The sequence below is a fragment of the Methylobacterium platani genome, from assembly GCF_001653715.1.
Taxonomy (GTDB): domain Bacteria; phylum Pseudomonadota; class Alphaproteobacteria; order Rhizobiales; family Beijerinckiaceae; genus Methylobacterium; species Methylobacterium platani.
Genome location: NZ_LWHQ01000080.1, coordinates 1 through 24,758 on the forward strand (window position 1 = coordinate 1; position 24,758 = coordinate 24,758).

Consider the following 24,758-nt stretch of genomic DNA (forward strand, 5'->3'; position numbering starts at 1 on the left):
GCCCTTCAGCGCCCTCGACGCAATCACCCGCGACCAGATGAACGAGGCGCTGTCGGAAATCATGGACAAGACGGCGAAGACGGTGATCTTCGTCACGCACTCGATCCGCGAGGCCGCTTTTCTGTCCGACCGCGTCGTGGTGATGGGCGGCCGCCCCTCCCACGTCGTTCTCGACGAGCGCATGCCGTTCGGGCGGCCGCGCCGTCTGGCGATCGAAGAGAATCCGGAATTTGGCCGGGTCGTCCGCCACCTGCGGCTGACCATCGAGCAGGCCCACGGCACGGCACCGACGGGCCGCAGCGCAGGCGGGGAGTAGGATATGGCAGGCGCAATCGGAACGGAAACCGGCGCGATCCTCTCAGGCCCGGGCCAGACTCCGCGGCTCGGGTTCGGACTCTCGAGCGTGCGGGCCGTGCTTCTGCCGGTCGCCCTGGCGGTGGCGACTCTGGCGGCCTGGCAGGCTTTCGTCGTGATCGGCAACATCCCGTCGGTCATCCTCCCCTCCCCCATCTCCACCTTGCGCTACATCGTGGAGCACTGGGACATCCTCCTGACCCATGCGGTCCCGACGACATTGGAGTCGGCGATCGGATTCGTGCTCGCGACCCTTCTCGGGGTCTTGCTCGCCATCGTGATCACCTACTCGACCCTGGCGCGAGAGGCGCTCTACCCGAACCTCGTCTTCTTCCAGCTGATCCCGAAGATCGCGCTCGCGCCTCTCTTCATCATCTGGCTCGGGATCGGCATGCAGTCGCGCGTCGCCTTCGCGGTCTTCATCGCGTTCTTTCCCGTGGTGATCGCGACGAGTGCAGGGTTCGCGAGCGTCGACCGCGGCATGCTACGGCTATGCCGGTCGCTCACCGCGAGCGAGTGGCAGGTCTTCACGCATGTCCGCTTCCCGGCCGCCCTGCCGCACATCTTCAGCGGGATGAAGGTCGCGATCACGCTCGCGATCATCGGGGTGATCATCGGCGAGTTCATCACTGCGCAGGCCGGATTGGGCTACCTCATCATCTTTGCGACCGCGCGAGCGGATACCGAGGTGTCGATGGCCGCGATCGTCGTCCTTTGCGTGTGCGGGCTACTGCTGTACGGGCTGGTCGCGCTCGGTGAGATCGCCGCCAACCGAATTTTCTCGGCAGACCCAGCGTAAGGGATAAGGACCATGAGCCAGAGGATGGCGCAGAAGGCGCGCCGGCTCGACCTGTCGGATGCTGGGATCCCCGAGGATACCTCCCTCGCCGGGGACGTCGCGCGCCGCCTGGAGGAGGACATCCTGCGTGGCGCGATCCGCCCGGGCCAGCGGCTTGACGAGCGCGAGTTGTCGGAACGCTACGGCGTCTCGCGTACCCCCGTCCGCGAGGCGCTGCAGCGGCTCTCGGCGAGCGGACTCGCGAGCGCACGCGGACGGCAGGGACTGCAGGTATCGCAGTTCTCCGTAGCCGACCTCCTCGACGCCTTGAGCGTGGTGGCTTCGATGGAAGCCCTGGCAGCTTCGCAGGCGGCCCGCCGGATCACCCAGGAACAGCGCGCCGTACTCGAGGCCGAGCACGCGGCCTGCGGCGCGGCCATTGCGGAGGGTGACTACGACGCGTTCTACGACGCGAACATCCGGTTCCACGACGCGATCGCGGCGGCGAGCCACAACCGGGTCCTGCAGGACGAGTTGCGGCGTCTCTCGGTGAAGACTGCACCGTATCGCCGGGCGATCACCTTCCAGCCTGGTCGCATGCCGCAATCGCAGCCCGAGCACGCCGCAGTGCTCGCGGCGATCCTGCGCAACGACGCGACCGCCGCGGGCGAGCGAATGGCGCACCACGTCTCACTCCTGTCGGAGGGTATCGCCGACTTCCTGCACTTCGTCAGGTCGTCAGACCATGCCGGCCTCTTCAAAGATGAGACCTGACAAGCACCTTGGCTTCCTGCCTACCGGCCTTTCGGTCCACTCAAGCCTTGCTCGATGAGCCGGCCGCGCAGGGAAATCGTCTCGTCGGGCAAACCCTTGTCCCGGGTGCGCGCCTGCAGGAGATCGAGGCCGCTGCCGATCATCGCGACGACCTGCTGCTCGACCGTGGTCAGGTCGTACATCGGTCGCGCCGATTGCGACAGGCCATCGAACCCCGCGACGGCGATGTCCTGCCCGGTCGCGACGCCGCCGAGGCGCAGAACGTCGAGCACGCTCCAGGCTATGATGTCGCTGACGGCGTAGAACGAGTCCGGCCGCTGTGTCGCCGGTAGGGCCGCGATGCACCGCCCCGCCTCGAAGCCGCCCTCGTAGGTCGGCTGCCCGTCGAGGCGCAAGCTTGGCGGATTGCATGAACGTGGTGACGCCGGCGTCGCGCTCGCGGGCCATCGATGAGGCGGCGGAGGTGCGCATCAGCGCGGTCCGGCGCTGGCCTCGGACGGTGGCCACAGGAAGGTCGTGTCCCGGTTCTGGGCTTCCTGCTCCAAGGGAGAAATCCGAGGAGAGCACGGCGCCGTGGGACTACGGTGGGAAGTGGTGCAGAGACCCCGGCTCAAATGCCGTGGAAAATCTCGTGCAGGGTAGGTGCTCGCCCACGAGTACGAGCGGGTTCAGGCCCTTGAAGCGCAAAGCCGGCTACCAAGGCAATCTGGACACGCGGTACAAAGGGCTGGTACAAAGTACGCGAAAAGCCGAGCGCGAAACCACTGATTTAATTGAGCTTTTTAGTCTGCTTGGACAGTCCCTCCCTCTCCGCCAGGCATCCTGTAAGGCCCACGTTCCGTCGGGCATGGTTGCAGCATAAGAATACATCATAACAGTGTCCGGCATCGTCGCATGAGCGCGATCGCACGATCGGGTTCTTCCTGACCGGTGGACCGGTGTCACGTCGGGGCGGATGGGAGCCGGCGGTTCGCGTTCCTGAGCCGTACCGGCACATTGGCGCGCTCGTGTCGTGCCTGCGCCGACGCTTCGATGTGCGACGGGCCGAGCGCCGGAGCCGCCGTCGCACGCGCGTGGGCTCCGATGCGCGGCTCGACCAGATCCTGCTACGGACGGGACCGCGCACGCTCGCGTCGCCGTGGCGATCCGTGCGGAATCATCCTTGCAGCGCAGGGCTTTGAGGCCGGGCCGGGCGTGCCGGGTCCCGCCCCGCCGCCGCTCGCCCCGTCCGGCGCTTCGCACGCGCCGGGGGACGAATGGCCGTCGTCCCTCGTGCGCGGCGGGCCCGGTCGGCGGGAAACCGGCGGGCGTCGCAGCCAGCCAAGGGAATGTCGCTGGCAGGGCAGCGGGTGCGGGGCCGCGCGCGGATAGTCTCATCCGCTCGATATGGCTTGTGAGGCCCGATGCTCGACGTGACGCCGACTCCCCTTCAGCGCCTCCTGCGCGAGCGCCGCCCCGGCTACAGCCTGCCGGCGCCGTTCTATCTCAGCCCCGAGATCTTCGAGGCCGACATGGAGGTGATCTTCGGCCGGCACTGGATCTATGTCGGCGTCGAGCCCGACGTGCCGGAGGCCGGCGACGTGATGGTCGTCGATATCGGCAAGACCTCCGTGGCGATCGTGCGCGACGACGACAACGCGATCCGCGCCTTCCACAACGTCTGCCGCCACCGCGGCGCGCGCCTCGTCCACGACGAGAAGTCGACGGTCGGCAACCTCGTCTGCCGCTACCATTCCTGGACCTACGACCTCTCCGGCGCGCTGATCCACGCCGAGCACATGGGCCCGGATTTCAAGAAGGGCTGCCACGGCCTGAAGCCCGTGCACATCCGCTCGCTCGAAGGATTGCTGTTCATCTGCCTCGCCGACGAGGCGCCGAGCGACTTCGACGAGATGGCGGCCCGCCTCGGGCCCTACATCGCCCCGCACAACGTGCGCGAGACCAAGGTCGCGTTCCAGAAGGACATCATCGAGCCGGGCAACTGGAAGCTCACGATGGAGAACAACCGCGAGTGCTATCACTGCGGGGCCAACCATCCCGAGCTGACCGTGCCGCTCTTCGCCTACGGCTTCGGCTTCGCGCCGGAGGAGATGGACGAGCACGACCGCGCCCAGGCCGAGCGCTACGGCTGCCTGCTGAAGACCCGCCACGGCGAGTGGGAGGCGGAGGGGCTGCCGTCGCGGGAGATCGACGAGCTCGACACGATGGTGACGGCCTTCCGCACCGAGCGCCTGCCGCTCGACGGCGAGGGTGAATCCCACACCATCGACACCAAGGCCGCCTGCAGGAAGCTGCTCGGCGCGTTCACCAACGCCAAGCTCGGCGGCCTGTCGGTCTGGACGCAGCCGAATTCCTGGCACCACTTCCTCGGCGACCACATCGTCACCTTCTCGGTGCTGCCGCTCGACGCCGAGCGCTCGCTCCTGCGCACCAAGTGGCTCGTCCACAAGGACGCGGTCGAGGGTGTCGATTACGATCTCGCCAACCTGATCGGCGTCTGGGAGGCCACCAACGACCAGGACAGCGAGCTCGTCGGCATCTGCCAGCAGGGCGTGTCGAGCCCGGCCTACGAGCCCGGCCCGTACTCGCCGAACACCGAGATGCTCGTGGAAAAATTCTGCAACTGGTATGTCGGCCGCATGGCCGCGCATCTGGGGCGCTAGAGCCATGACGTCGGTCCCCGCCTCCACCGAACCGGCCGCCGCCCGCCTGGCGGCCAACGCCTCCTGGGATGCGGAGGCCGACGACGCCCTGGTCTGCCTCGCGGTGCGCGACGAGACGCACGACGTGAAGACCTTCGTCCTGGCCCCGGCGGAGCCCCGGCTTTTCACCTACGCGCCGGGCCAGTTCCTGACCTTCTCGTTCGAGATCGGGGCTGAGACGATCCACCGCTGCTACACGATCTCCTCGGCGCCGACGCGGCCGCACGCCCTGTCGATCACCGTCAAGCGGGTGGCCGGCGGCCCGGTCTCGAACTGGCTGCACGACACGCTCAAGGCCGGCGATACCGTGCGGGCGCTCGGGCCCATGGGCGACTTCTCCTGCTTCACCCATCCGGCGCAGAAGTACCTGCTCCTGTCGGGCGGCAGCGGCGTGACGCCGATGATGGCGATGGCGCGCACCTTCCACGATCTCGGCGAGAGCCGCGATATCGCCTTCGTCCACGCCGCCCGCAGCCCGGCCGACATCGTGTTCCGCGGTGAGCTGGAAACGATGGCCCGGCTCGATCCGGCCTTCCGCTTCCACGCCGTCTGCGAGGCCGATTCCGCCGAGGAGGCGTGGACCGGTCCCAGGGGCCGCCTCTCGCTCGACATCCTGGCCAGGGCCGTGCCTGATTTCCGCGAGCGCGAGGTCTTCGTCTGCGGGCCCAAGCCCTACATGGACGCCGTGCGCCTGATGCTGCGCGAGGCCGGCTTCGACATGGCCCGGCACCACGAGGAGAGCTTCGATTTCGGCGCCCTGCCGGAGGCCGAGCAGCAGGCGGCGGCGGAAGCTGGCCGGGCGCTGGATGCCGAGGCCGCGGCCGAGGACGCCCCCGCCCCGGCCGTGCGGACCTTCCGTGTCGAGTTCGCCAAGACCCGCCGGGTGCTCGACTGCCCGGAGGATTCGACCGTGCTCGATGCCGCCCGCAAGGCTGGCATCCGCCTGCCCTCGTCCTGCGCCAAGGGCCTGTGCGGCACCTGCAAGTCGAAGGTCGTCAAGGGCACCGTGGCGATGACCCATGCCGGCGGCATCCGCCAGCGCGAGATCGATGCCGGGATGGCGCTGCTCTGCTGCTCCAAGCCGACGAGCGACCTCGTCGTCGAGCGCTGACGGCCCACCGCTCTCTCGAGAACCCGGCCCGATACCCCCGGCCCCCAATACCCCTTGGTCCCTTGCCTTCGGGAGTCGTCCCGTGATCGCCAATGCCGACGCGCTGCTGAAGCCGCTCACCATCAAGGGCCTCACCATCCGCAACCGGGTGATGTCGACGAGCCACGCCCCCGGCTACGGCCGGGACGGCAAGCCCCAGGAGCGCTACCAGCTCTACCACGCCGAGAAGGCGAAGGGCGGCATCGGGCTCACCATGTTCGGCGGCTCCTCCTCGGTCGCCCCCGACAGCCCGGCCGCGCCCTGGAACCAGATCTCGGTCGCCGACGATTCGGTGATTCCGTACTTCCGGCAGTTCGCGGACCGGGTCCACGCCCATGGCGGGAAGCTGATGATCCAGCTCACCCATATGGGCCGGCGCACCAAGTGGGACACCGAGCACTGGCTGCCCACCATCTCGCCCTCGCCCCGGCGCGAGCCCGCCTCCCGCACCGTCCCCAAGGAGATGGAGGAGGAGGACATCGCCCGGGTCGTGAAGAGCTTCGCCGAGGCCGCGCGCCGCTGCCGCGAGGGCGGGCTCGACGGCTGCGAGGTCTCGGCCGCCCACGGCCACCTGATCGACCAGTTCTGGTCTCCGAGCGTCAACCAGCGCACCGACAAGTACGGCGGCAGCCTCGAGAACCGGATGCGCTTCGGCATCGAGGTGCTGGAGGCGATGCGGGCGGCGGCCGGCGACGACTACATCATCGGCATCCGCATGTCCGGCGACGAGATGATCGCCGACGGCCTCAGCCAGGAGGACTGCCTGACGATCGCGACCGAGTACGCCAGGCGCGGCCTCGTCGACTTCCTCAACGTGCTCGGCGGCCAGGCGCGCGACCACATCGCCCACGCGATCTCGCTGCCGAACATGTCGTTCCCGGTGGCCCCGTTCCTGTTCCTGCCGAGCGCGATCAAGCGCGAGGTCGACATCCCGGTCTTCCACGCCCAGCGCGTGACCGATCTGGCGACGGCCGCCCGCGCGGTGGCCGAAGGGCACGTCGACATGGTGGCGATGACCCGCGCCCACATCGCCGATCCGCATCTCGTGAAGAAGCTCTCCGAGGGCCGGGCCGACGACATCCGCCAATGCGTGGGGGCCGGCTACTGCATCGACCGGATCTATGTCGGCGGCGACGCGCTCTGCATCCAGAACGCCGCCACCGGCCGCGAGGCGACGATGCCGCACGAGATCCGCAAGGCGGACCTGCGCCGGCGCGTCGTGGTGATCGGCGCCGGGCCGGGCGGGCTCGAGGCGGCCCGGGTCTGCGCCGAGCGCGGCCATGCGGTCGTGCTGTTCGAGAAGAGCGGCCAGGCCGGCGGCCAGATCGGGCTCGCGGCCAAGGCCGGGTGGCGCGAGGCGATGTCGGGCATCCCGCGCTGGCTCGTGGCTCAAGCGACGAAGCTCGGGGTGGATCTCCGGCTCAACACCGAGGCGACCGAGGCGGCGGTGCTGGCCGAGAAACCGGACGTCGTCATCGTGGCGACCGGCGGCACGCCGTTCCGCGGCCACGCCAAGGGCGCCGAGCAGCACGCCGTCACCACCGCCGAGGTGCTCGCCGGCGCCGTGGAACCCACCGGCTCGGTGCTGCTCTACGACGAGATGGGCCAGCACAACGCCGCGTCGGTCGCCGAGCTGCTGGCCAAGCGCGGCTGCCTCGTCGAGATCGCCACCCACGACCGCATGGTGGCGGAGGAGGTCGGCACCACCAACCAGCCGATCCACCTGCGCGAGCTCTACAAGCTCGGCGTCGTGATGACGCCGAACATGGAGCTGATCGAGATCTACCCCGAGGGCAACCGCTTCGTGGCGGCGCTCCGCAACACCATGACGGATGCCGAGGAGGAGCGCGTCGTCGACCGCATCGTGGTCGATCACGGCACGCTCCCGGTCGATCGCCTCTACCGGGCCCTGAAGGCGGACTCGGTCAACCACGGCCAGACCGACCAGGACGCGATGCTGCGCGGCGAGCCGCAGCCCTTCGACCTCTCCACGGGCTACGCCCTCTACCGCATCGGCGACGCGGTGGCCGGCCGCAACATCCACGCGGCGATCTACGATGCCTTGAGGTTGTGCAAGGACCTGTAGGACGCGGGCAGCACCGCCCGAACCCTCCCCCCTCCGCGGGGGAGGGTGGCCCCCGGAGGGGGCCGGGAGAGGGGACGCCGCTTCCGGAGAGGTCGCGACCGTGGTGACGGGCGCCAGACCCGGCATCGTCGCGCTGCCCCTCTCCCGGCCTGCTGCGCAGGCCACCCTCCCCCGCAGAGGGGGGAGGGTTGGCGCGGTGCTGACCACAGGCATGAATTCCATCGTACCGCCAAGCCCTTAGGCCGCCGTCATGACCAGCTTCATGCCCCTGACCACGGTGTTTCCCGGCCTCGTCTGGGCCATGGCAGCGCTCGCCCTCGTCCAGGTCGCCCGGCGCGCGGCGCTCTGGCGGGTCGGGGCTGCCGCGCCGGTGGCCTGGCTCCACGGCCTCGCCCAGCTGCCGCGCCGCTACCTCGTCGACGTCCACCACGTCGTGGCGCGGGATGCCTACGCCTCGCGGATGCACGCCGTCGTGGCGGGCGGGCTGCTCGCCGCCTCGCTCCTGACCGCGCTCGCGATCCTGCCGCCGCTCGCCGGATCCCGGGCCTACTGGCTTCTCGTGACCGTCGCCTTCGCGGTCACGGCCGCCGGCTCGGTCCTCGTCGGGGCGCGGCGCTATCCCGTCAAGCAGAAGCGCCTCTCGGCCGGGCGCTTCCAGATCCTGCCGGTCCTGCTCCTCGCCTACGCGGTCGGCGGCACGCTCACCGCCCTCATGCTGGCGCTTGGCGCCGGCGGGATCGCCCTCCCCTTCACCTTGGGCCTCGCCGCCGCCGGCGGCCTCGGCCTCGCCTTCGAGGTGCGGCAGGGGCCGATGCGCCACGCGGTCGCCGGCGCGCTGCATCTCGCCGCCCACCCCCGGCCCGGCCGGTTCGAGGGCCGGCCCGACACCGCGCTCCGGCCCCTCGACCTCGGCGCCCCGCGGCTCGGCGCCGAAATGCCGGCGGATTTCACCTGGAACCGGCTGCTCTCCTACGATTCCTGCGTGAGTTGCGGACGCTGCGAGATCGCCTGCCCGGCCTTCGCCGCCGGCCAGCCGCTCAACCCGAAGCGGCTGATCCAGGACCTCGTCGCCGGCCTCAACCCGGCCGAGCCCGCTTACGCCGGCAATCCCTATCCGGGCGGCCGGGAGGGGCAAGGCGAGCGCGGCCCCCTCGCCCGGCTGATCGGGCCGGACGCCCGCATCCATCCCGACACGCTGTGGTCCTGCACTACCTGCCGGGCCTGCGTCGAGGAATGCCCGATGATGATCGAGCACGTCGACGCCGTGGTGTCGCTGCGCCGCTACCAGGCCCTGGAGCGTGCGGCGCTCCCCGAGAAGGCGATCGGCCCGGTGACCGAGCTGCGCCAGGCCGGCGATCCCGGCGGCCGGCCGCTGGCGGCCCGCACCGACTTCGCCGCCGGGCTCGACCTGCCGCTCATCGCCGGCCGGGGCGAGGCCGAGATCCTGCTGTGGCTCGGCGAGGGCGCCTACGACCTGCGCTACGGCCGGACGCTGCGGGCCCTGGTGCGGCTGCTGCGCCGGGCGGGCGTCGACGTCGCGGTGCTGGGGGCGGAGGAGCGCGACACCGGCGACCTCGCCCGCCGGCTCGGCGACGAGGCGACCTTCCAGGCGCTGGCGCGGGCGAACGTCGCGACGCTGGCGCGGTACCGCTTTTCCCGCATCGTCACCGCCGACCCGCACGCCCTGCACGCGCTCCGCAACGAGTATCCGGCCTTCGGCGGCCACTACACGGTGGTGCACCACACCGCCCTGCTGCTGGAGCTGATCCGGGCCGGCAAACTCGTACCGCAGACGCTGCCCGATCTCTCGGTGACCTACCACGACCCCTGCTACCTCGCCCGCTACAACGGCGAGACCGAGGCGCCCCGCGCGGTGCTCGACGCGATCGGGCTCGCGCGGGTCGAGATGGCCCGCTCGGGCAAGCGGGCGATGTGCTGCGGCGGCGGCGGCGGCGCGCCGGTGAGCGACGTGCCGGGCGAGCGGCGCATCCCCGACCTTCGCATGGCGCAGGCGGCGGAGACCGGGGCCGGCATCGTCGCGGTCGCCTGCCCGTCCTGCACCGCGATGCTCGAGGGCGTGACCGACCGCAAGGCCGAGATCCGCGACGTCGCCGAGTTGCTGCTCCAGGCCGTGGAGGCGGGACGATGACCCGGCCGCGTCGCGATCCCCGCGCCGAGCGAGCGGCGATCCAGGTCGCCGCCGGCCCCCGCCCGCGCTTCGACCGGTCGGCGCGTGCCGCGGGCGGGCGCCCGCGTCGCGATCCCCGCCCCGAGCGCGCCGGCCAGCGCGTCCCCGGGGCGAGCCGCCCGCGCTACGACCTCAGCCAGGTCGTCCCGGCCCAGGCCCTGCGCGGCGAGGTGGCGGTCGCCGCCGAGGCCCGTCAGCCGGCGGCTGCGAAGATCCTGGTCGTCGAGGATCCCGCCTTCCTTGTCGCGGTGGTGCCGGATGCCGCCGGCGGACGCCTCTCGCCCCACGACCGCCAGGTGCTCGGCGCCGCCCGGGTGCTGGCCGGCCGCGAGGGCGGCATCCTCGTCGTCTCGGTCGGTCCGTGCGAGGCCTGCGGGCCGGCCGGTGCCGACCGTCACCTCGCGCTCGGTGAGGTCGGCACCGACCCCGACGAGCGCGCCGCCCGGGTCGCTGCGGCGCTCGCGGTCGCGTCCCCGCGCCACGTCCTGTTCCCCGAATCCCTCGACGGCGGCGACCTCGCCCGCCGGGTCGCGGTGCGGATGGGAGTACCGCTGTTCGACAACGCCGAGGTCGTCGCCGCCGGCGGCCTCGTCCGCCCGGCGCGCGGGCGCCGGGTCGAGCAGCGGGCGGCCCCCGGCCTGCTGGCCAGCGTGGCGCCGGACGCGGTCGCCGACTATGCCGGCCCGCCGCGGGAGGCCCGGCCGCTGGCGCACGACCTGCCGCCGGCCGCGGAGCCGGCCTCGACGATCCTGTCGGTCGCGCGCATTCCGGCCGACCCGGCCACGGTGCCGCTGAGCCTCGCCGAGTTCGTCGCGTCGGCCGGCAACGGCATCCGCGACCTCGACACCTTCCGGCAGCTCGTCGCCGCCCTGCACGCCACCCCGGGCGCCAGCCGCGTCCTGTGCGATGCCGGGCTGATGCCGCGCCACACCCAGGTCGGCGCCTCGGGCACGGTGCTCGCCGCGACCTGCTACTTCGCCCTCGGCATCTCCGGTGCGCCGCAGCACCTCCAGGGCGTGGCCGGCTGCGAGCACGTGGTCGCGGTCAACACCGACCTGCACGCCGCGATGATCGAGCGGGCGGGGCTCGCGATCGTGCAGGACGCGCAAGCGGTCATGCCGGCGCTGCTGCGCCTGCTGGCCCGGGAAAAGCAAGAAGCGGGAGAAGGCTCGTGAGGATCGCCGTGCTTCTCTCCGCCGGCCGCCATCCGGTCTCCGGCGCGGCCGTGCTGCCGCGGCTCGAGGCGCAGGCGATCCGGATCGCCGCCGGGCTCGGGACGCCGGTCGGGCTGCATGCCGGGCCGGACGCCGCCGCGGTCGCCGACGCGCTCGGCCAGGGCCTTTCGCGCATCGCGCACGTCGCGCTGCCCGAGGGCGCCGATCCGGTGCCGGTCCTCGCCGCCAGCCTTCGCGCGATGGCGCCCGACCTCGTGCTGGCCGGGCGGCGCGGCCAGGGCGGCGACGAGAGCGGCATCGTTCCCTACGCGCTCGCCGCCGCGCTCGGCCTGCCGCTGATCGCCGACGTGGTCGCGGTCGCGCCCGGCGAGGCGGCGGGCACCCTGCGCCTCGACCAGAGCCTCGGCCGCGGCGCCCTGCGGCGCGTTGTCGTGCGCGGGCCGGTCGTCGCGACCGTGCATCCGGACGCGCCGGCCCCCCTCGCCTACGCCTTCGGGCAGGCCCGGCGCGGCGTGATCGAACCGGTCGCGGCGATCGTGCCGGCCGGCCCCGCCGCGGCGCCCGCCGCGGTCGAGGAGCGGCCCTATCGCCGCCGTCCGAAGCTGGTGAAGGGGGCGCCGACCGGCGGCTCGGCGGCGGAGCGCCTGAAGGCGGCGACCGGCGAAGCCGGGGCCGCCGCGAGCGGCCGCCTCCTCGTCGATCCCGATCCGGACGAGGCGGCGCGGGAGATCCTGGCCTATCTGCGCGGGATCGGCGTCCTCGCGCCGCCGTCCCCCCGCCCGAACCCGTGAGGAATCCCATGTCCCTGAGCCCCGACGACCTCCTGACCCGGCTGCGCGAGCGCGGCATCGCCTACAAGCTCTACGAGCATCCGCCGGTCCTGACGGTCGAGGCGATGATGGCGGTCTGCGGCGACATCGCCGGCGCCCACACCAAGAACCTGTTCCTGCGCGACAACAAGAAGACCTACTTCCTGGTCACGCTCCATCACGACGCGGCCGTCGACCTGAAGGCGTTCCGGTCGGTGCTGGGCGCGAAGGGCGGCCTGTCCTTCGCCAGCGCCGAGGCCCTGCGCGAGCAGCTCGGCGTCGAGAGCGGCGCGGTCTCGCCGCTCGCCGCGTTCAACGCCGCGCCGGGCAGCGTGAAGGTCTTCCTCCAGGACGGCCTGCTCGACGAGACGCGGATCAACGTCCACCCGCTGGTGAGTACCCGGACCCTCAATCTGGTCCCGGCCGACCTGGTGACCGCCCTGCGGGACGAGGGGCACGAGGTGACGCCGTTCGCCCTGCCGGAGGCGCGCGCCGAGGGTGCCTGAGCGCCCGGCTTGATCGGTCGTCAAAGATTTCCAGCCCACCGCGTCATTCCGGGCTCCGCTGCGCGGCCCCGGAATGGCGTGGAGGGATCGGGATCCGTTCGGACAACGCAGGGACGCACCCGTCCCGGTCTCCGGATAATCATGCGCGGACAGGATGACTGTCTGCGCAGGACGCTCTCAGCACGCCGCCACGTTGACCGCGAGACCGCCCAGCGAGGTCTCCTTGTACTTGTCCTGCATGTCGTGCCCGGTCTGGCGCATCGTCTCGATGACCTGGTCGAGGCTGACGAAGTGCACGCCGTCGCCGTGGAGCGCCAGGGAGGCGGCGGCGACCGCCTTGTTGGCGCCGAAGGCGTTGCGCTCGATGCAGGGCACCTGGACCAGCCCGCCGACGGGGTCGCAGGTCATGCCGAGATGGTGCTCCATCGCGATCTCGGCGGCGTTCGCCACCTGGCGCGGGCAGCCACCGAGGACGGTGGCGAGGCCCGCCGCGGCCATCGCCGCCGCCGAGCCGACCTCGCCCTGGCATCCGACCTCGGCACCGGAGATCGAGGCGCGGCGCTTGATCAGGCCGCCGATCGCGGCTGCCGCGAGCAGGTAGTCGCGGCCGCGCTCCTCACTCCAGCCGGGGCAGAAATCGACGATGTAGCGCAGGACCGCCGGCACGATGCCCGCCGCCCCGTTGGTCGGCGCCGTGACCACCCGGCCGCCGGAGGCGTTCTCCTCGTTGACCGCGAGGGCGAACAGGCTGATCCAGTCCATCACCTCGTGGGCCGGCCGGCTGTTCTTGAGCCGGGACGCCTCCAGGGTCTCGTGCAGGCGGCGGGCGCGGCGGCGCACCTTGAGGCCGCCCGGCAGCACGCCGTCCATCCGCAGGCCCCGGGCGATACAGGCGAGCATCGCGTCGCGGATCGCGTCGAGCCTGGCATCGATCTCGTCGTCTGAGCGCAGGGCACGCTCGTTCTCCCGCTGCACCTGCGGGATCGTGAGGCCGGTCGCGGCGCAGATCGCCAGCAGGTCGGCACCGCTCTCGAACGGGTGCGGGACCGCCACCGCCTCGATGCCGGCATCGACCGCCTCGCCCTCGCTCTCGACGAAGCCGCCGCCGACCGAGTAGCACACCACCTCGTCGAGGATCGCGCCCTCGCCGTCCTGGGCGCGAAACCGCATGCCGTTGGTGTGGCGCGGCAGCAGGTCCTTGAAATTGAAGACGAGGTCCCGGTCCGGCGCGAAGGCGACGCCGGGCAGTCCGGTCTCGCCCGTCTCGGCGAGCGCGCGCGTGTAGCCCGCGACCCGGTCGGGGTCGATGGTGGCCGGGTCGTGCCCGAGCAGCCCCAGCGCGATCGCCACGTCGGTGCCGTGGCCCCGCCCGGTCCAGGCCAGCGAGCCGAAGATCTCGGCCGTCACCCGCGCCACGTCGGTGCGGGGGGCGACGCGGTCGCGGAAGCGGCGCGCCGCTACCATCGGCCCGATCGTGTGCGAACTCGACGGGCCGATGCCGATCTTGAACAGATCGAAGGCGCTGATCATCGCCGGGCCGTTTCGCCGACCCCGAGGGAGGCCTCGGCGAGGAGGCCGTGCACGTAGGTCGAGAACGAGCGCCAGCACTCGACGCGGTAGCGCGGCGCCGCGCCGGGATGCCGGATCAGGACGATCTCGGCCTTGCCGAACAGCGTGCGGGTCGCCGACCCTGCCGGGAAGGCGGCCTCGCCCAGATCGAGCGGGCAGCCGGCATTGAGGGCGACGGCCGCCAGCGGCCCGCTCACGTCGATGCCGACGTTGCGGTGCGAGACGTCGACGATGGCGTGCGCCCGCTCGCCGAGATCGGCCGCGATCGCGGCGGGCAGGTGGTCGGCCTCCGATTCGTCGCAGCCGATCAGCCACTCGTCGGGCCCGAGCCGGGCGATCCAGCGCCGGTCGTCGCCCCGCACCGAGTTGATCGGCCCGTCGAGGGGAAGGCCGGCCGCCGAGGCGCCGGCGTCGCGGATCCGGAGCGCGAAGCGCGCCTCGGCGCCGGCGGGCTTGATCACGACGCCGGTGCCGGCCGGGTCGGAGGCCGGCGCGCGGCCGAGGGGGAGCGCGCGGGCGGTGCGGTAGAGAGCCTCAAGCATGGATGCGCTCGCCTTTGGGATCGAAGAAGACCGGATCGACGACGGTGACGCGGGCGAAGCCCTCGGGCGTGGTGACGTGGAGCGGACCGCCCTGGAGCGCGCGTCCGTCCGCCACCAAGGCCATGGCGATGGAGCGGCCGCAATTCGGGCTCCAGTAGCTCGAGGTGACGTGGCCGAGCATCCGCATCGGGATCGGCTGGCCGGGATCGGCGACGATCTGCGCCCCCTCGTCGAGGACGAGCTTCGGATCGTCGGTGACGAGGCCGACGAGCTGCTTGCGGCCGCTCGCCACCACGTCGGGCCGGGCGAGCGAGCGCTTGCCGACGAAGTCCTTCTTGGCCTTGGCGATCATGCCGGCCAGGCCGACATCGTCCGGGGTGACCGTTCCGTCGGTCTCCTGGCCGATGATGATGTAGCCCTTCTCGGCGCGCAGCACGTGCATCGTCTCGGTGCCGTAGGGGGTGATGCCGTGCGGCTGACCCGCCTCCCAGATCGCCTCCCACACCGCGCGGGCGTGGTCGGACGGCACGTTGATCTCGAAGCCGAGCTCGCCGGTGAACGAGACCCGGAACAGCCGGGTCGGGACGCCGCAGATCGTGCCCGACCGCATCGCCATGTGGGGGAAGGCCTCCGGCGACAGGTCGATCCCGTCGACGAGGGGCGCGATGACCTCGCGCGCCTTCGGCCCCTGGAGGGCGATCACCGCCCATTGCTCGGTGGTCGAGGTCAGGAAGACCTTCAGGTCCGGCCACTCGGTCTGGAGGTAATCCTCCATGTGGGCGAGCACCCGCGGCGCGCCGCCGGTCGTCGTCGTGACGTGGAAGCAGTCCGGCGCGATCCGGGCGACGACGCCGTCGTCGAGGATGTAGCCGTCCTCCTTCAGCATCAGCCCGTAGCGGCAGCGCCCGACCTCGAGCTTGAGCCAGGGATTGATGTAGATGCGGTTCATGAACTCGGCCGCATCCGGGCCGACCACCTCGATCTTGCCGAGCGTCGAGGCGTCGAAGATGCCGACGCCCCTGCGCACCGCCTCGCATTCGCGGGCGACCGCCTTGTGCAGGTCCTCGCCGGCCTTCGGGAAGTACCAGGCCCGGCGCCACAGGGCGACGTTCTCGAAGGTCGCGCCATGCTCCTCCGCCCAGTCGTGGATCGGCGTGGTGCGGATCGGATCGAACAGGGCGTGGCGCGCCGGGCCGACCAGGGCGCCGAAGGTGACGGGCGTGTAGGGCGGCCGGAAGGTCGTGGTGCCGACGCCCGGCAGCGTCTTGTCGAGCTGCCCGGCGACGATGCCGAGCGCATTCATGTTCGAGGTCTTGCCCTGGTCGGTCGCCATGCCGGTCGTGGTGTACCGCTTGACGTGCTCGATCGAGTGGAAGCCCTCGCGCACCGCGAGCTTGATGTCCTTGGCCGTCACGTCGTTCTGGAAGTCGACGAAGGCCCGGACCTTGGTCGGGTCGGCGTCGGTCGGCATGGCGCGCACCGGCCTGAAGCCGGTGAGCGTCGGGGTCGCGGTGAAGCTCCGCCGCTCGTCCGAGCCGGCGGCCGCCGCACCCGCGGCGAAGCCCTCCGCGAGGATTGCCGCGAGGTCGTAGGTGCCCTTCGACGCGCCCGCCGAGCGCTCGGCTTGCGCCGAGGTGCCGGGCAGGAAGGCGTCGAGGCGCTCGTCGTAGGCGAGCTTGCCGCGGGACTGCGAGAACAGGTGCACCGCCGGCGTCCAGCCGCCCGACATGCCGACGCAGTCGCAATCGAGCACGCGGTGGGCGCCGCAGCGCCCGGCCCGGTCGACCGGCGCGACGATCAGGCCGGTGACCCGCTTCGTCCCTTTCGACCCGATCACGGTGTGGCCGGTCAGCACCTCGACGCCGGCCGCCTTGAGGCGCGCCAGTTCAGGTCCGCACTCGGAGTCCGAGCGCAGGTCGACCAGGGTGACGGCGAGGCCCGCCGCCTTGGCGTCGAGGGCCGCCGCGTAGGCCGAGGCGCCGCTCGTCGCGAACACGATCCGCCGGCCCGGCGCCACGCCGTAGCGGTTGACGAAGACCCGCACGCTCTCGGCGAGCAGGATGCCGGGGCGGTCGTTGTCGGCGAAGACCAGCGGGCGCTCGTGCGAGCCGCCGGCCAGAACCACCTCGCCGGCCCGGACCTGCCACAGCCGCTCGCGCGGCGCCGTGCCGGGGCTCGGCAGGTGGTCGGTGACCCGCTCGGCCAGCGCGACGTGGTTGTGGTTGTAGTAGCCGAACGCGGTGGTGCGGGAGAGCAGGATGACGTTCTCGCGGGAATCGAGCTCCGCCAGCGTCGCGCTCAGCCACTCGGAGGCCGGACGGCCGTCGATCTCGGCGGTGACGTCGTGCAGGAGCGCGCCGCCGGGCTCCGGGCCCTCGTCGGCGAGGATCACGCGCTTGCCCGTGCGGGCGGCGGCGAGCGCCGCGGCGAGGCCCGCGGGGCCGGCGCCGACCACCAGCACGTCGCAATGGGCGTGGCGGTTGGCGTAGCGGTCGGGATCGGGCACGGCCGGGGCCTTGCCGAGGCCCGCGGCGGCGCGGATGAACGGCTCGTAGACCTTGTCCCAGAACTTCCGGGGCCACATGAATGTCTTGTAGTAGAACCCGGCGACGAAGACCGGCGAGAGCAGGTCGTTGACCGCCCCGATATCGTGCTCGAGCGACGGCCAGTGGTTCTGCGACAGGGTCTTGAGGCCGTCGCGCGCCTCGACCACCGAGGCGCGGTTGTTCGGGTCGATCCGGCCGGGCCCGCGATCGACCGAGAGCAGCGCGCTCGGCTCGTCGGGGCCGTGGCTCAGGATGCCGCGCGGGCGGTGGTACTTGAACGAGCGCCCGACGAGGTGGATGCCGTTGGCCAAGAGCGCCGAGGCGACGCTGTCGCCGTGGAAGCCCTCGATCGTGCGGCCGTTGAAGGTGAAGCGGACCGGGCGCGCGCGGTCGATGCGACCGCCGCGGGACAATCTGAACGGCTGTGCCATCACGCCCTCGCCTCTGCCTGAGTGGAAGTGGAGTCGGTGGAAGTGGACTTTTGGGATTGGGGCGTCTCGCCCATCTTGTAGGTTTCGAGGAAGCGGTCGCTCACCGTGTCGCGCCGCGCGTTGAACCAGCGGCCGCAGCCGTGGACGTGGTTCCAGCGCTCGGCATGCACCCCGCGCGGGTTGGACCGCACGAACAGGTGCTCGGCCCATTGCTCGTCGGAGAGCGAGCCCGGGTCGCTGGGCCGGGCGATATGGGCCTGTCCGCCGCAGCGGAACTCGGTCTCCGGTCGGTTGCCGCAATAGGGGCAGGCGATCAGCAGCATCGGGAGCCTCGTCGCGTCCGGTGATGTCAGGGGATCAGTGCGCGACGGCGGCGGCTGCCGCCTCGTCGATGAGGCGGCCGGTGCGGAACCGGTCGAGGGTGAAGGGCGCGTTGATCGCGTGCGGGCTGCCGGTCGCGAGGGTATGCGCGAAGACGTGGCCCGAGCCCGGGGTCGCCTTGAAGCCGCCGGTGCCCCAGCCGCAATTGACGAACAGGTTTTCGACCGGGGTCTTGCCGATGATCGGCGAGCGGTCGGGCGTCACGTCGACGATGCCGCCCCAGGAGCGCAGCATCCGCATCCGGGTGAATTGCGGGAAGACCTCGCAGATCGCATCGAGCGTGTGCGTGGTGATGTGGAGGCCGCCCTGCTGGCTGTAGGAGGTGTACTGGTCGGTACCCGCCCCGATCACCAGTTCGCCCTTGTCCGACTGCGAGATGTAGGCGTGGACCGCGTTCGACATCACCACGCAGGGGAAGACGGGCTTCACCGGCTCGGAGACCAGGGCCTGGAGCGGGTAGCTCTCGAGCGGCATCTGCACGTCGGCCATCGCCATCACGGTCGAGGTGTGGCCGGCGGCGACGACGCCGATGCGCTTGGCCCCGATGTAACCCCGGGTGGTCTCGACCCCGATCGCGGCGCCGGAGGCGTCGCGGCGGATGCCCTTCACCTCGCAGTTCTGGATGATGTCGACGCCGCGGGCGTCCGCCCCGCGGGCGTAGCCCCAGGCCACCGCATCGTGGCGGGCGGTGCCGGCCCGGCGCTGGAGCGCGCCGCCGAGGACCGGGTAGCGCAAGGACCCCGAGATATCGATCGGCGGGCAGAACTCCTTGCACTCTTCCTTGGTCAGCCACTCGTTGTCGATGCCGTTGAGGCGGTTGGCGTAGACGTGGCGCTTGAAGCTCTGGACGTCGTGCAGGTTGTGGGCGAGCATCAGCACGCCGCGCTGCGAGAACATCACGTTGTAGTTCAGCTCCTGGGACAGGCCTTCCCAGAGCTTGAGCGCGTGCTCGTAGAGCGCGGCGCTCTCGTCGTAGAGGTAGTTCGAGCGGATGATCGTGGTGTTGCGGCCGGTATTGCCGCCGCCGATCCAGCCCTTCTCGATCACCGCGACGTTGGTGATGCCGTGCACGGTGGCGAGGTAGTAGGCGGTCGCGAGACCGTGACCGCCGCCGCCGACGATGACGACGTCGTAGGCGGGTTTCGGCTGCGGGTCCCGCCACTGGCGGCCCCAACCCCGGTGCCCCTTCAGGGATTCCGAGAGCAGCGACGAGAGGGAAAATCGGCGCATCGGTCGGCCTCGCTGTGATGACGGATCATCGGGCGCCCCGCGGCCGGGAGCTTTCGCGCTGGCGACCGCGAGTTTGGGATTTGCGACCTGCGCGCCGGGCGGGCGTCGCCCGCTGCCCTACGGGCAAGGAGTCGCTTGCCAGGGAGCCTTCCTTGGAGTCATTCTCGGATGACGAGACGGTGACGGTCTGGCGAAGGATCGGACGATGACGGCCGGGACAAGTGCCTCTGTCGGGACGGTCGGCGCGATGGCGACGGGCAGCGCCGCCGCGACCGACGACGTGACCACCGTCGGCTTCATGCTCGTCGAGAATTTCTCGATGATCGCCTTCTCGTCGGCGATCGAGCCGCTGCGGCTCGCCAACCGGGCGGCGCGACGCGACCTCTACCGCTACTCGCTCTGGTCGGAGAACGGGACGCGCTGCACCGCCTCGAACGGCGTCGAGGTCCAGGTCCGGGGCAGCTTCGCCGAGGCGCAGGGCCTCGATCCCGGGCTCGACATGGCCATCGTCTGCGGCGGCATCGACATCCAGCGCCGCGACCACCGCGCGCTGCAGGCGACGTTGCGCCGGACCTGCATCCGCGGCGGCGCGATCGGCGCGGTCTGCACCGGCACCTACGTGCTGGCGAAGGCCGGCCTCCTCGACGGCTACCGGGCGACGATCCACTGGGAGAACCAGGCGAGCCTCGCCTGCGAGCATGACGGCCTCGAGATCGGCTCCGACCTGTTCGAGATCGACCGCAACCGCTTTACCTGCGCCGGCGGCACCGCGGCGGCCGACATGATGCTGTCCTTGATCGTGCGCGACCACGGCGCCGACATCGCGGCGGACGTCGCCGACCAGCTCATCCATCATCGCATCCGCGAATCGGGCGAGCGCCAGCGGATGGACCTGCGGATGCGCCTCGGCGTGGCGCATCCCAAGCTCCTGCACGTCGTCGGGCTGATGGAGAAGACCTTCGCCGAGCCGCTCGGCAGCCAGGACCTGGCGAAGTCGGTCCATCTCTCGAAGCGGCAGCTCGAGCGCCTGTTCCTGAAGTATCTCGGCCGCTCGCCGGCCAAGCACTACCTGCGCATCCGCCTGGAGCACGCCCGCCACCTGATCCGCCAGACCGCGATGCCGCTCCTGTCGATCGCGATCGAGTGCGGCTTCACCTCGGCCTCGCACTTCTCGAAATCCTACGTCGACCATTTCGGCCGGCCGCCGAGCACCGAGCGGAAGGTGTGAGGGGGCTCTCTGCCTGAACGGCGGGAGCAGCGGGACGAAGTCTCGCCGAGAGGGGCAGCGCGACGCTGATCCGGAGGGCGCCCTTCGAAACGGTTCCGCCGCATCCGGAAACGGCGTCCCCTCTCCCGCCCCGCTCCGTGGGGCACCCTTCCCCGCAGAGGCAGGGCTGTCCGGGGAAAATCCCCTCTAGAAACAAGCGCGGGATCCCCTCTCCCGTGTGGGAGAGGGGTAGGGGTGAGGGTGCTACGGGTCCTCAGTGAAACTCTGACCGTTCCGCTGCCAGCACCACGCTCAGTGCCTTACACGGAAGCGTGTCACCCTCACCCCCGACCCCTCTCCCACACGGGAGAGGGGGGAGGCGCGCCATCCATTTTCCCCGGACAGCCCTGCCGCAGAGGGGGGAGGGTTCAGGCGCGGCGGCTGTCGCTCCCGCACTGCGCCACCTGTTGTATCGTGTGCTGTGGTACGGTGAACAGAAATCACGCAGATATTTGAAATAACAAATAGGCGCATCTGCCCCAAAAACAATTCCAGGCACCGCAATCGCGGCCCCGGAACCACTCGGGTCACCAGAGCACTTCGCGATCGCGTTGCAATCGCGAAGTGCTCTAGGTCTCTGGTTTTGCCGCATTTTCCGAGACGAACCGGTACCACTTCGTCGGACAATGCTCTATCAGGCCCGTGGGGTGGCGCCCGAACGCATGCCGGGCGCCGCCCTCATCCCCGCGTCACTTCACCCAGCCGTCCACCGTCGCCCGGTTGGCCTTGATCCATTTGGCGGCGGTCTCGGAGGGCTTGGCGCCCTTCTCCTCGTTCTCCGCCATCATGGCTTCCTCGTCCTTGATGTTCAGCTTGAACTTCTTGAGGATGTCGTAGACCTCCGGCATGTCCTCCTTCAGACCCTTGCGTGCCAGGGTGTTCACGGTCTCGTCGTCGCCGAAGACCTTCTTCGGATCGGCGAGATACTTCAGCTCGTAGCGCGCGAACATCCAGTGCGGGGTCCAGGCGGTGACGACGATGTCCTTCTTCTGGCGGATGGCGTCCTTGAGGGCGCTGGTCATCGTCGCGTCGCTGCCGTCGACGAGCTTGACCGGCAGGCCGTAGGCCTTGATCGCCGCCTCGGAGGTCTTCATCACGCCGGCGCCGGGATCGATGCCGATGACCTTGCCGTCGACCTCGGCCGACTTGGTCTTGAGGTCCTCGATCGAGTTGAGCGGCGAGGAGGCCGGCACGGCCCAGCCGATCTTGGCGCCGGTGACGTTCGGGCCGATCAGGTCGATGCGGTTCTTCAGCTTCTCGTAGTAGGCGGCCTGGGTCAGCGGCAGCCAGGCCGCGACGGTGGCATCGGCGTCGCCCGTCGCGACCGCCTGCCACATCGCCGCCGCGGCGAGCGGGATCGCCTTCACCTCGTAGCCCTTCTCCTCCAACACCTGCTTGAGGATGTTGGTGGCCGCCACCGCGTCGCTCCACTCGACATAGGCGAGGCGCACCTGCTTGCCGGCCGCCTCGGCCGGGGTCTGGGCGAAGGCGAGGCAGAGGAGGACGCCGAAGGCTGTCGCGCGCATGGTCAGGTCTGTCCGGTGGCTGGTGGGATCGGGAGGGGGTGGAGGGGAGCCGCCCGCCGGGGCGGGCGGCTCGGAACCGGGCGGCCCGGCAGGGCGGGGCACCCGCTGCCTCAGGCGCTGCCGTGCGGCCGGGCCCGGGCGGCGAGCGCCTGGGTCGAGCGGTCGAGGATGACCGCCAGGATCACGATGCCGATGCCGGCCTCGAACCCGGCGCCGGCCTCAAGGCGCTGGATCGACTGCCACACCGCCCGGCCGAGGCCGCCGGCCCCGATCATCGCCGCGATGACGACCATCGAGAGGGCGAGCATCATGGTCTGGTTGACGCCCGCCATGATGGTCGGCAGCGCCAGCGGCAGCTGCACCTTGAACAGCTTCTGGGCGGTCGAGCCGCCGAAGGCGTCGGAGGCCTCGACGAGCTCGGAGGGCACGTTGCGGATGCCGAGCGCCGTCAGCCGGATGACCGGCGGCACCGAGAACACGATCGTGGCGAAGCACGCCGACACCGCGCCGAGGCCGAAGAACGGCAGGGCCGGGATCAGGTAGACGAAGCTCGGCAGCGTCTGCATCATGTCGAGGATCGGCGAGAAGGTCCGCCAGGCGCGCCGGCTCAGGGCGAACCAGATCCCGACCGGGATGCCGATCACCAGGGCGGTGACCGTCGACAGGCTGACGAGCACGAGCGTCTCGACCGTCGCCTGCCACAGCCGCAGGTTCCACAGGAACAGGAGGCCGAACAGCGTCATCAGCCCGATCCGCCGCCCGCCGATCCGGTAGGTGGCGAAGGCGGCCAGCCCGATGAACACCCACGGCGGCACCGCGATCAGCAGCGTCGTCAGCTGGTCGATCCAGTCCGAGACCGTGCGGCTGACGGCGCGGGTCAGCCAAGAGCCATGGTCGGTGAGCCAGTCGAGGCCTTCGTCGCTGAGCGTGTCGAGGGGAAATTTGGGGACGTTCCAGTCCATCGCTCCGCTCCTGCCGGCTTGTGGAGGCTCGAGGTCTCGGGATGATCCGGGCGGGCGGCGAGCGCCCGCACGACGTCGCGGCTCGCGATGCCGCCGATCAGGCGCCCGTCGGGATCGACGACGGCGACGCAGCCCTCCGTCGCGACCCGGGCCAGCACCGCGTCGAGGCGGGCCTCCGCCGCGACGGCGTCGGCCCCCGATTCGAGCAGGCTCGCGACGGTGTCGCCGGGGCGGGCCCCGGCCAGCCGGTCGGCGCGCAGGCGCCCGGCGAAGCGGCGGTCGGCGTCGGCGACGAGCCAGGCGTCGCCGCCCTCGGCCGCGATCCGCGCCCGTGCCTCGCTCGCGGTGAGTGTCGGCGCCAGGACCGGGGCGGAGCGGTCCGCGACCTGCCCGGCCCGCATCACCGCGGCGCGGTCGATGTGCTCGACGAACCGGGCGACGTACTCGGTCGCCGGACGGGCGACGACCTCCTCGGGCTGCCCGATCTGCACCACCTCGCCGTCCTTCATCAGGACGATCCGGCCGCCGAGGGCCACCGCCTCGTCGAGGTCGTGCGAGACGAACACGATGGTCTTCTTCAGCTTCCGCTGCAGGTCGCGCAGCTCCGCCTGCATGTCGCGGCGGATCAGCGGGTCGAGGGCGCTGAACGCCTCGTCCATCAGCAGGATCTCGGCATCGGCCGCGAGCGCGCGGGCCAGCCCCGCCCGCTGCTGCATCCCGCCGGACAATTCATGCGGATACTTGGCTTCCCAGCCCTTGAGGCCGACGAGCTCGATCGCCTGCATCGCGGCCTCGGTGCGGCGCGCCGCCGGGACGTTCTTGAGCTCGAGGCCGAAGCCGACATTCGACAGGATCGTCCGGTTGGGCAGCAGCGCGAAGTGCTGGAACACCATCCCGAACGTCTTCTGCCGGAACGCCAGCAGGTCCTTGCGGCCGAGCCGCGTCACGTCGACGTCGCCGACCAGGATGCGCCCGCAGGTCGGCTCGACGAGCCGGTTCATGCAGCGCAGGAGAGTGGATTTTCCCGAGCCCGACAGACCCATCAAGGTCAGGATCTCGCCCTCGACGATCTCGAAGGAGATATCGCACAGGCCGACCACCGCCCCGCAGCTCGCCGCGATCTCGGCTTTGCGCTTGCCCTGCCGGATGAGATCGACGGCCTCGACGTGCTTGTGGCCGAAGATCTTGCTGATGCCCTCCAAAACAATGCGGCTCATATGCTTATGACCCCTTTGGAGTAGCGCGCTTCGGCGGCTGAAATTCTCAGAAACGCATCTGTTTGCATTGTATTATGAAAAGCTATCCGCCGGGAGCGCCGCGGCTTGTCCGCCTGCGACATTTTTTGCCGCCAGGACGACACCGGCGGCATTTGCCACCGAAAATCCTCGCTGCAGCGCAGCATTGCCCCTGGTTTCGCCATGTCTAGCAGCATATTGTGCACGGCATGAACATCGTTTGAGCAGCGAACATTCGCTCCCGCGTCTCGCAGTTGCACGATGCCTCAGGGACAGGTCGCTCACAGGCAAATGCGTGTCGCCTGAAGCGCAGTGGCGGCCGGGACGCCCGGTATCCTCCGGCATGGACGTGGCCGCGCACAAGTCGTCCCGGTCACCTCTTTATCAGTGCCGTTCCCGATCGATGCAACGACGCCCCGCCCGGCCCGCGCTCCTGCAGGCCGGCCCATCGTGTGAGGTTCCCGTGTCCGCAGCGACTGTCGATTCGATCCTCCCCTCCCCCTTCTTCGCGAACTCGTTGCGGGAGGCCGATCCCGAGATCGCCCGG

Annotated in this window: 19 protein-coding genes and 1 pseudogene; 11 read left to right on the plus strand and 9 right to left on the minus strand. The window is 70.9% G+C overall.

The window, feature by feature from the left end; genetic code table 11:
* From A5481_RS34850 to A5481_RS29495, 3 genes and pseudogenes are all read left to right on the plus strand, one after another.
* Positions 1 to 316 (plus strand): annotated as a pseudogene (locus A5481_RS34850) (ABC transporter ATP-binding protein); the annotation flags it as partial.
* Positions 317 to 319: 3 nt separating this feature from the next.
* Positions 320 to 1,153, plus strand: coding sequence for an ABC transporter permease (locus tag A5481_RS29490; protein WP_053082405.1), 834 nt, complete (start codon positions 320 to 322; stop codon positions 1,151 to 1,153).
* 12 nt (positions 1,154 to 1,165) lie between these two features.
* Positions 1,166 to 1,906, plus strand: a complete 741-nt coding sequence (locus A5481_RS29495) for a GntR family transcriptional regulator (RefSeq protein WP_053082404.1) — start codon at positions 1,166 to 1,168, stop codon at positions 1,904 to 1,906.
* A gap of 20 nt (positions 1,907 to 1,926) precedes the next feature.
* Here A5481_RS29495 and A5481_RS29500 read toward each other — a convergent pair whose 3' ends face one another.
* A complete protein-coding gene (locus tag A5481_RS29500) occupies positions 1,927 to 2,301 on the minus strand; it encodes a substrate-binding domain-containing protein (protein WP_048434617.1) in 375 nt (124 codons plus the stop codon).
* Between the two features lie 1,008 nt (positions 2,302 to 3,309).
* On the opposite strand from A5481_RS29500, the gene A5481_RS29505 reads away from it, so the two are divergent.
* From A5481_RS29505 to A5481_RS29535, 7 genes are all read left to right on the plus strand, one after another.
* Entirely contained in the window at positions 3,310 to 4,569 is a 1,260-nt protein-coding gene (locus tag A5481_RS29505; protein ID WP_048434616.1) for an aromatic ring-hydroxylating oxygenase subunit alpha, read from the plus strand.
* A 4-nt stretch (positions 4,570 to 4,573) separates the two neighbouring features.
* The gene (locus A5481_RS29510; RefSeq protein WP_048434615.1) at positions 4,574 to 5,719 is read left to right on the plus strand and encodes an FAD-binding oxidoreductase; all 1,146 of its coding nucleotides are present in this window, start codon (positions 4,574 to 4,576) and stop codon (positions 5,717 to 5,719) included.
* Between the two features lie 82 nt (positions 5,720 to 5,801).
* On the plus strand, positions 5,802 to 7,844 hold the full coding sequence (locus A5481_RS29515; RefSeq protein WP_048434614.1) for an NADH:flavin oxidoreductase: 2,043 nt from the start codon (positions 5,802 to 5,804) through the stop codon (positions 7,842 to 7,844).
* Positions 7,845 to 8,094: 250 nt separating this feature from the next.
* Positions 8,095 to 9,993, plus strand: a complete 1,899-nt coding sequence (locus tag A5481_RS29520; RefSeq protein ID WP_048434613.1) for a DUF3483 domain-containing protein — start codon at positions 8,095 to 8,097, stop codon at positions 9,991 to 9,993.
* Positions 9,990 to 11,207, plus strand: coding sequence for an electron transfer flavoprotein subunit alpha/FixB family protein (locus A5481_RS29525; RefSeq protein WP_048434612.1), 1,218 nt, complete (start codon positions 9,990 to 9,992; stop codon positions 11,205 to 11,207). The genes A5481_RS29520 and A5481_RS29525 overlap by 4 nt, the downstream gene beginning before the upstream one ends.
* Positions 11,204 to 11,998, plus strand: a complete 795-nt coding sequence (locus tag A5481_RS29530) for an adenine nucleotide alpha hydrolase family protein (protein ID WP_048434611.1) — start codon at positions 11,204 to 11,206, stop codon at positions 11,996 to 11,998. Before A5481_RS29525 ends, A5481_RS29530 begins: the two co-directional genes overlap by 4 nt.
* An 8-nt stretch (positions 11,999 to 12,006) precedes the next feature.
* Positions 12,007 to 12,522, plus strand: a complete 516-nt coding sequence (locus A5481_RS29535; RefSeq protein WP_048434610.1) for a prolyl-tRNA synthetase associated domain-containing protein — start codon at positions 12,007 to 12,009, stop codon at positions 12,520 to 12,522.
* A gap of 177 nt (positions 12,523 to 12,699) precedes the next feature.
* Here the strand turns inward: A5481_RS29535 and A5481_RS29540 are convergent, their stop codons facing one another.
* The 5 genes from A5481_RS29540 to A5481_RS29560 are packed head-to-tail and all read right to left on the minus strand — an operon-like array spanning position 12,700 to position 19,221.
* Positions 12,700 to 14,052, minus strand: coding sequence for an L-serine ammonia-lyase (locus A5481_RS29540; RefSeq protein ID WP_048434609.1), 1,353 nt, complete (start codon positions 14,050 to 14,052; stop codon positions 12,700 to 12,702).
* A complete protein-coding gene (locus tag A5481_RS29545; RefSeq protein WP_048434608.1) occupies positions 14,049 to 14,633 on the minus strand; it encodes a sarcosine oxidase subunit gamma in 585 nt (194 codons plus the stop codon). The genes A5481_RS29540 and A5481_RS29545 overlap by 4 nt, the downstream gene beginning before the upstream one ends.
* Positions 14,626 to 17,610, minus strand: coding sequence for a sarcosine oxidase subunit alpha family protein (locus A5481_RS29550; protein ID WP_048434607.1), 2,985 nt, complete (start codon positions 17,608 to 17,610; stop codon positions 14,626 to 14,628). The genes A5481_RS29545 and A5481_RS29550 overlap by 8 nt, the downstream gene beginning before the upstream one ends.
* Positions 17,610 to 17,933: a sarcosine oxidase subunit delta gene (locus A5481_RS29555; protein WP_048434606.1), complete on the minus strand. Its 324-nt coding sequence runs from the start codon at positions 17,931 to 17,933 to the stop codon at positions 17,610 to 17,612. Before A5481_RS29555 ends, A5481_RS29550 begins: the two co-directional genes overlap by 1 nt.
* A gap of 34 nt (positions 17,934 to 17,967) precedes the next feature.
* A complete protein-coding gene (locus A5481_RS29560; protein ID WP_048434605.1) occupies positions 17,968 to 19,221 on the minus strand; it encodes a sarcosine oxidase subunit beta family protein in 1,254 nt (417 codons plus the stop codon).
* 247 nt (positions 19,222 to 19,468) lie between these two features.
* On the opposite strand from A5481_RS29560, the gene A5481_RS29565 reads away from it, so the two are divergent.
* A complete protein-coding gene (locus A5481_RS29565; protein WP_048434604.1) occupies positions 19,469 to 20,449 on the plus strand; it encodes a GlxA family transcriptional regulator in 981 nt (326 codons plus the stop codon).
* Positions 20,450 to 21,177: 728 nt separating this feature from the next.
* Here the strand turns inward: A5481_RS29565 and A5481_RS29570 are convergent.
* The 3 genes from A5481_RS29570 to A5481_RS29580 all read right to left on the minus strand — a co-directional run bounded on the left by A5481_RS29570 (position 21,178) and on the right by A5481_RS29580 (position 24,193).
* A complete protein-coding gene (locus A5481_RS29570; protein ID WP_064504481.1) occupies positions 21,178 to 22,014 on the minus strand; it encodes a glycine betaine ABC transporter substrate-binding protein in 837 nt (278 codons plus the stop codon).
* A gap of 110 nt (positions 22,015 to 22,124) precedes the next feature.
* Positions 22,125 to 22,976, minus strand: a complete 852-nt coding sequence (locus A5481_RS29575) for an ABC transporter permease (RefSeq protein WP_064504482.1) — start codon at positions 22,974 to 22,976, stop codon at positions 22,125 to 22,127.
* Complete coding sequence (locus tag A5481_RS29580) at positions 22,892 to 24,193, minus strand: quaternary amine ABC transporter ATP-binding protein (RefSeq protein ID WP_064504483.1); 1,302 nt, start codon at positions 24,191 to 24,193, stop codon at positions 22,892 to 22,894. Before A5481_RS29580 ends, A5481_RS29575 begins: the two co-directional genes overlap by 85 nt.
* Between the last annotated feature and the right edge of the window lie 565 nt (positions 24,194 to 24,758).

What these genes read in the sequence shown, in the direction of transcription:
- A5481_RS29550 (WP_048434607.1), bottom strand. Translation starts at nt 17,610, where the DNA reads ATGGCACAGCCGTTCAGATTGTCCCGCGGCGGTCGCATCGACCGCGCG.
- A5481_RS29545 (WP_048434608.1), bottom strand. Translation starts at nt 14,633, where the DNA reads ATGCTTGAGGCTCTCTACCGCACCGCCCGCGCGCTCCCCCTCGGCCGC.
- A5481_RS29490 (WP_053082405.1), top strand. Translation starts at nt 320, where the DNA reads ATGGCAGGCGCAATCGGAACGGAAACCGGCGCGATCCTCTCAGGCCCG.
- A5481_RS29555 (WP_048434606.1), bottom strand. Translation starts at nt 17,933, where the DNA reads ATGCTGCTGATCGCCTGCCCCTATTGCGGCAACCGACCGGAGACCGAG.
- A5481_RS29495 (WP_053082404.1), top strand. Translation starts at nt 1,166, where the DNA reads ATGAGCCAGAGGATGGCGCAGAAGGCGCGCCGGCTCGACCTGTCGGAT.
- A5481_RS29580 (WP_064504483.1), bottom strand. Translation starts at nt 24,193, where the DNA reads ATGAGCCGCATTGTTTTGGAGGGCATCAGCAAGATCTTCGGCCACAAG.
- A5481_RS29520 (WP_048434613.1), top strand. Translation starts at nt 8,095, where the DNA reads ATGACCAGCTTCATGCCCCTGACCACGGTGTTTCCCGGCCTCGTCTGG.
- A5481_RS29565 (WP_048434604.1), top strand. Translation starts at nt 19,469, where the DNA reads ATGGCGACGGGCAGCGCCGCCGCGACCGACGACGTGACCACCGTCGGC.
- A5481_RS29570 (WP_064504481.1), bottom strand. Translation starts at nt 22,014, where the DNA reads ATGCGCGCGACAGCCTTCGGCGTCCTCCTCTGCCTCGCCTTCGCCCAG.
- A5481_RS29560 (WP_048434605.1), bottom strand. Translation starts at nt 19,221, where the DNA reads ATGCGCCGATTTTCCCTCTCGTCGCTGCTCTCGGAATCCCTGAAGGGG.
- A5481_RS29505 (WP_048434616.1), top strand. Translation starts at nt 3,310, where the DNA reads ATGCTCGACGTGACGCCGACTCCCCTTCAGCGCCTCCTGCGCGAGCGC.
- A5481_RS29525 (WP_048434612.1), top strand. Translation starts at nt 9,990, where the DNA reads ATGACCCGGCCGCGTCGCGATCCCCGCGCCGAGCGAGCGGCGATCCAG.
- A5481_RS29540 (WP_048434609.1), bottom strand. Translation starts at nt 14,052, where the DNA reads ATGATCAGCGCCTTCGATCTGTTCAAGATCGGCATCGGCCCGTCGAGT.
- A5481_RS29510 (WP_048434615.1), top strand. Translation starts at nt 4,574, where the DNA reads ATGACGTCGGTCCCCGCCTCCACCGAACCGGCCGCCGCCCGCCTGGCG.
- A5481_RS29535 (WP_048434610.1), top strand. Translation starts at nt 12,007, where the DNA reads ATGTCCCTGAGCCCCGACGACCTCCTGACCCGGCTGCGCGAGCGCGGC.
- A5481_RS29575 (WP_064504482.1), bottom strand. Translation starts at nt 22,976, where the DNA reads ATGGACTGGAACGTCCCCAAATTTCCCCTCGACACGCTCAGCGACGAA.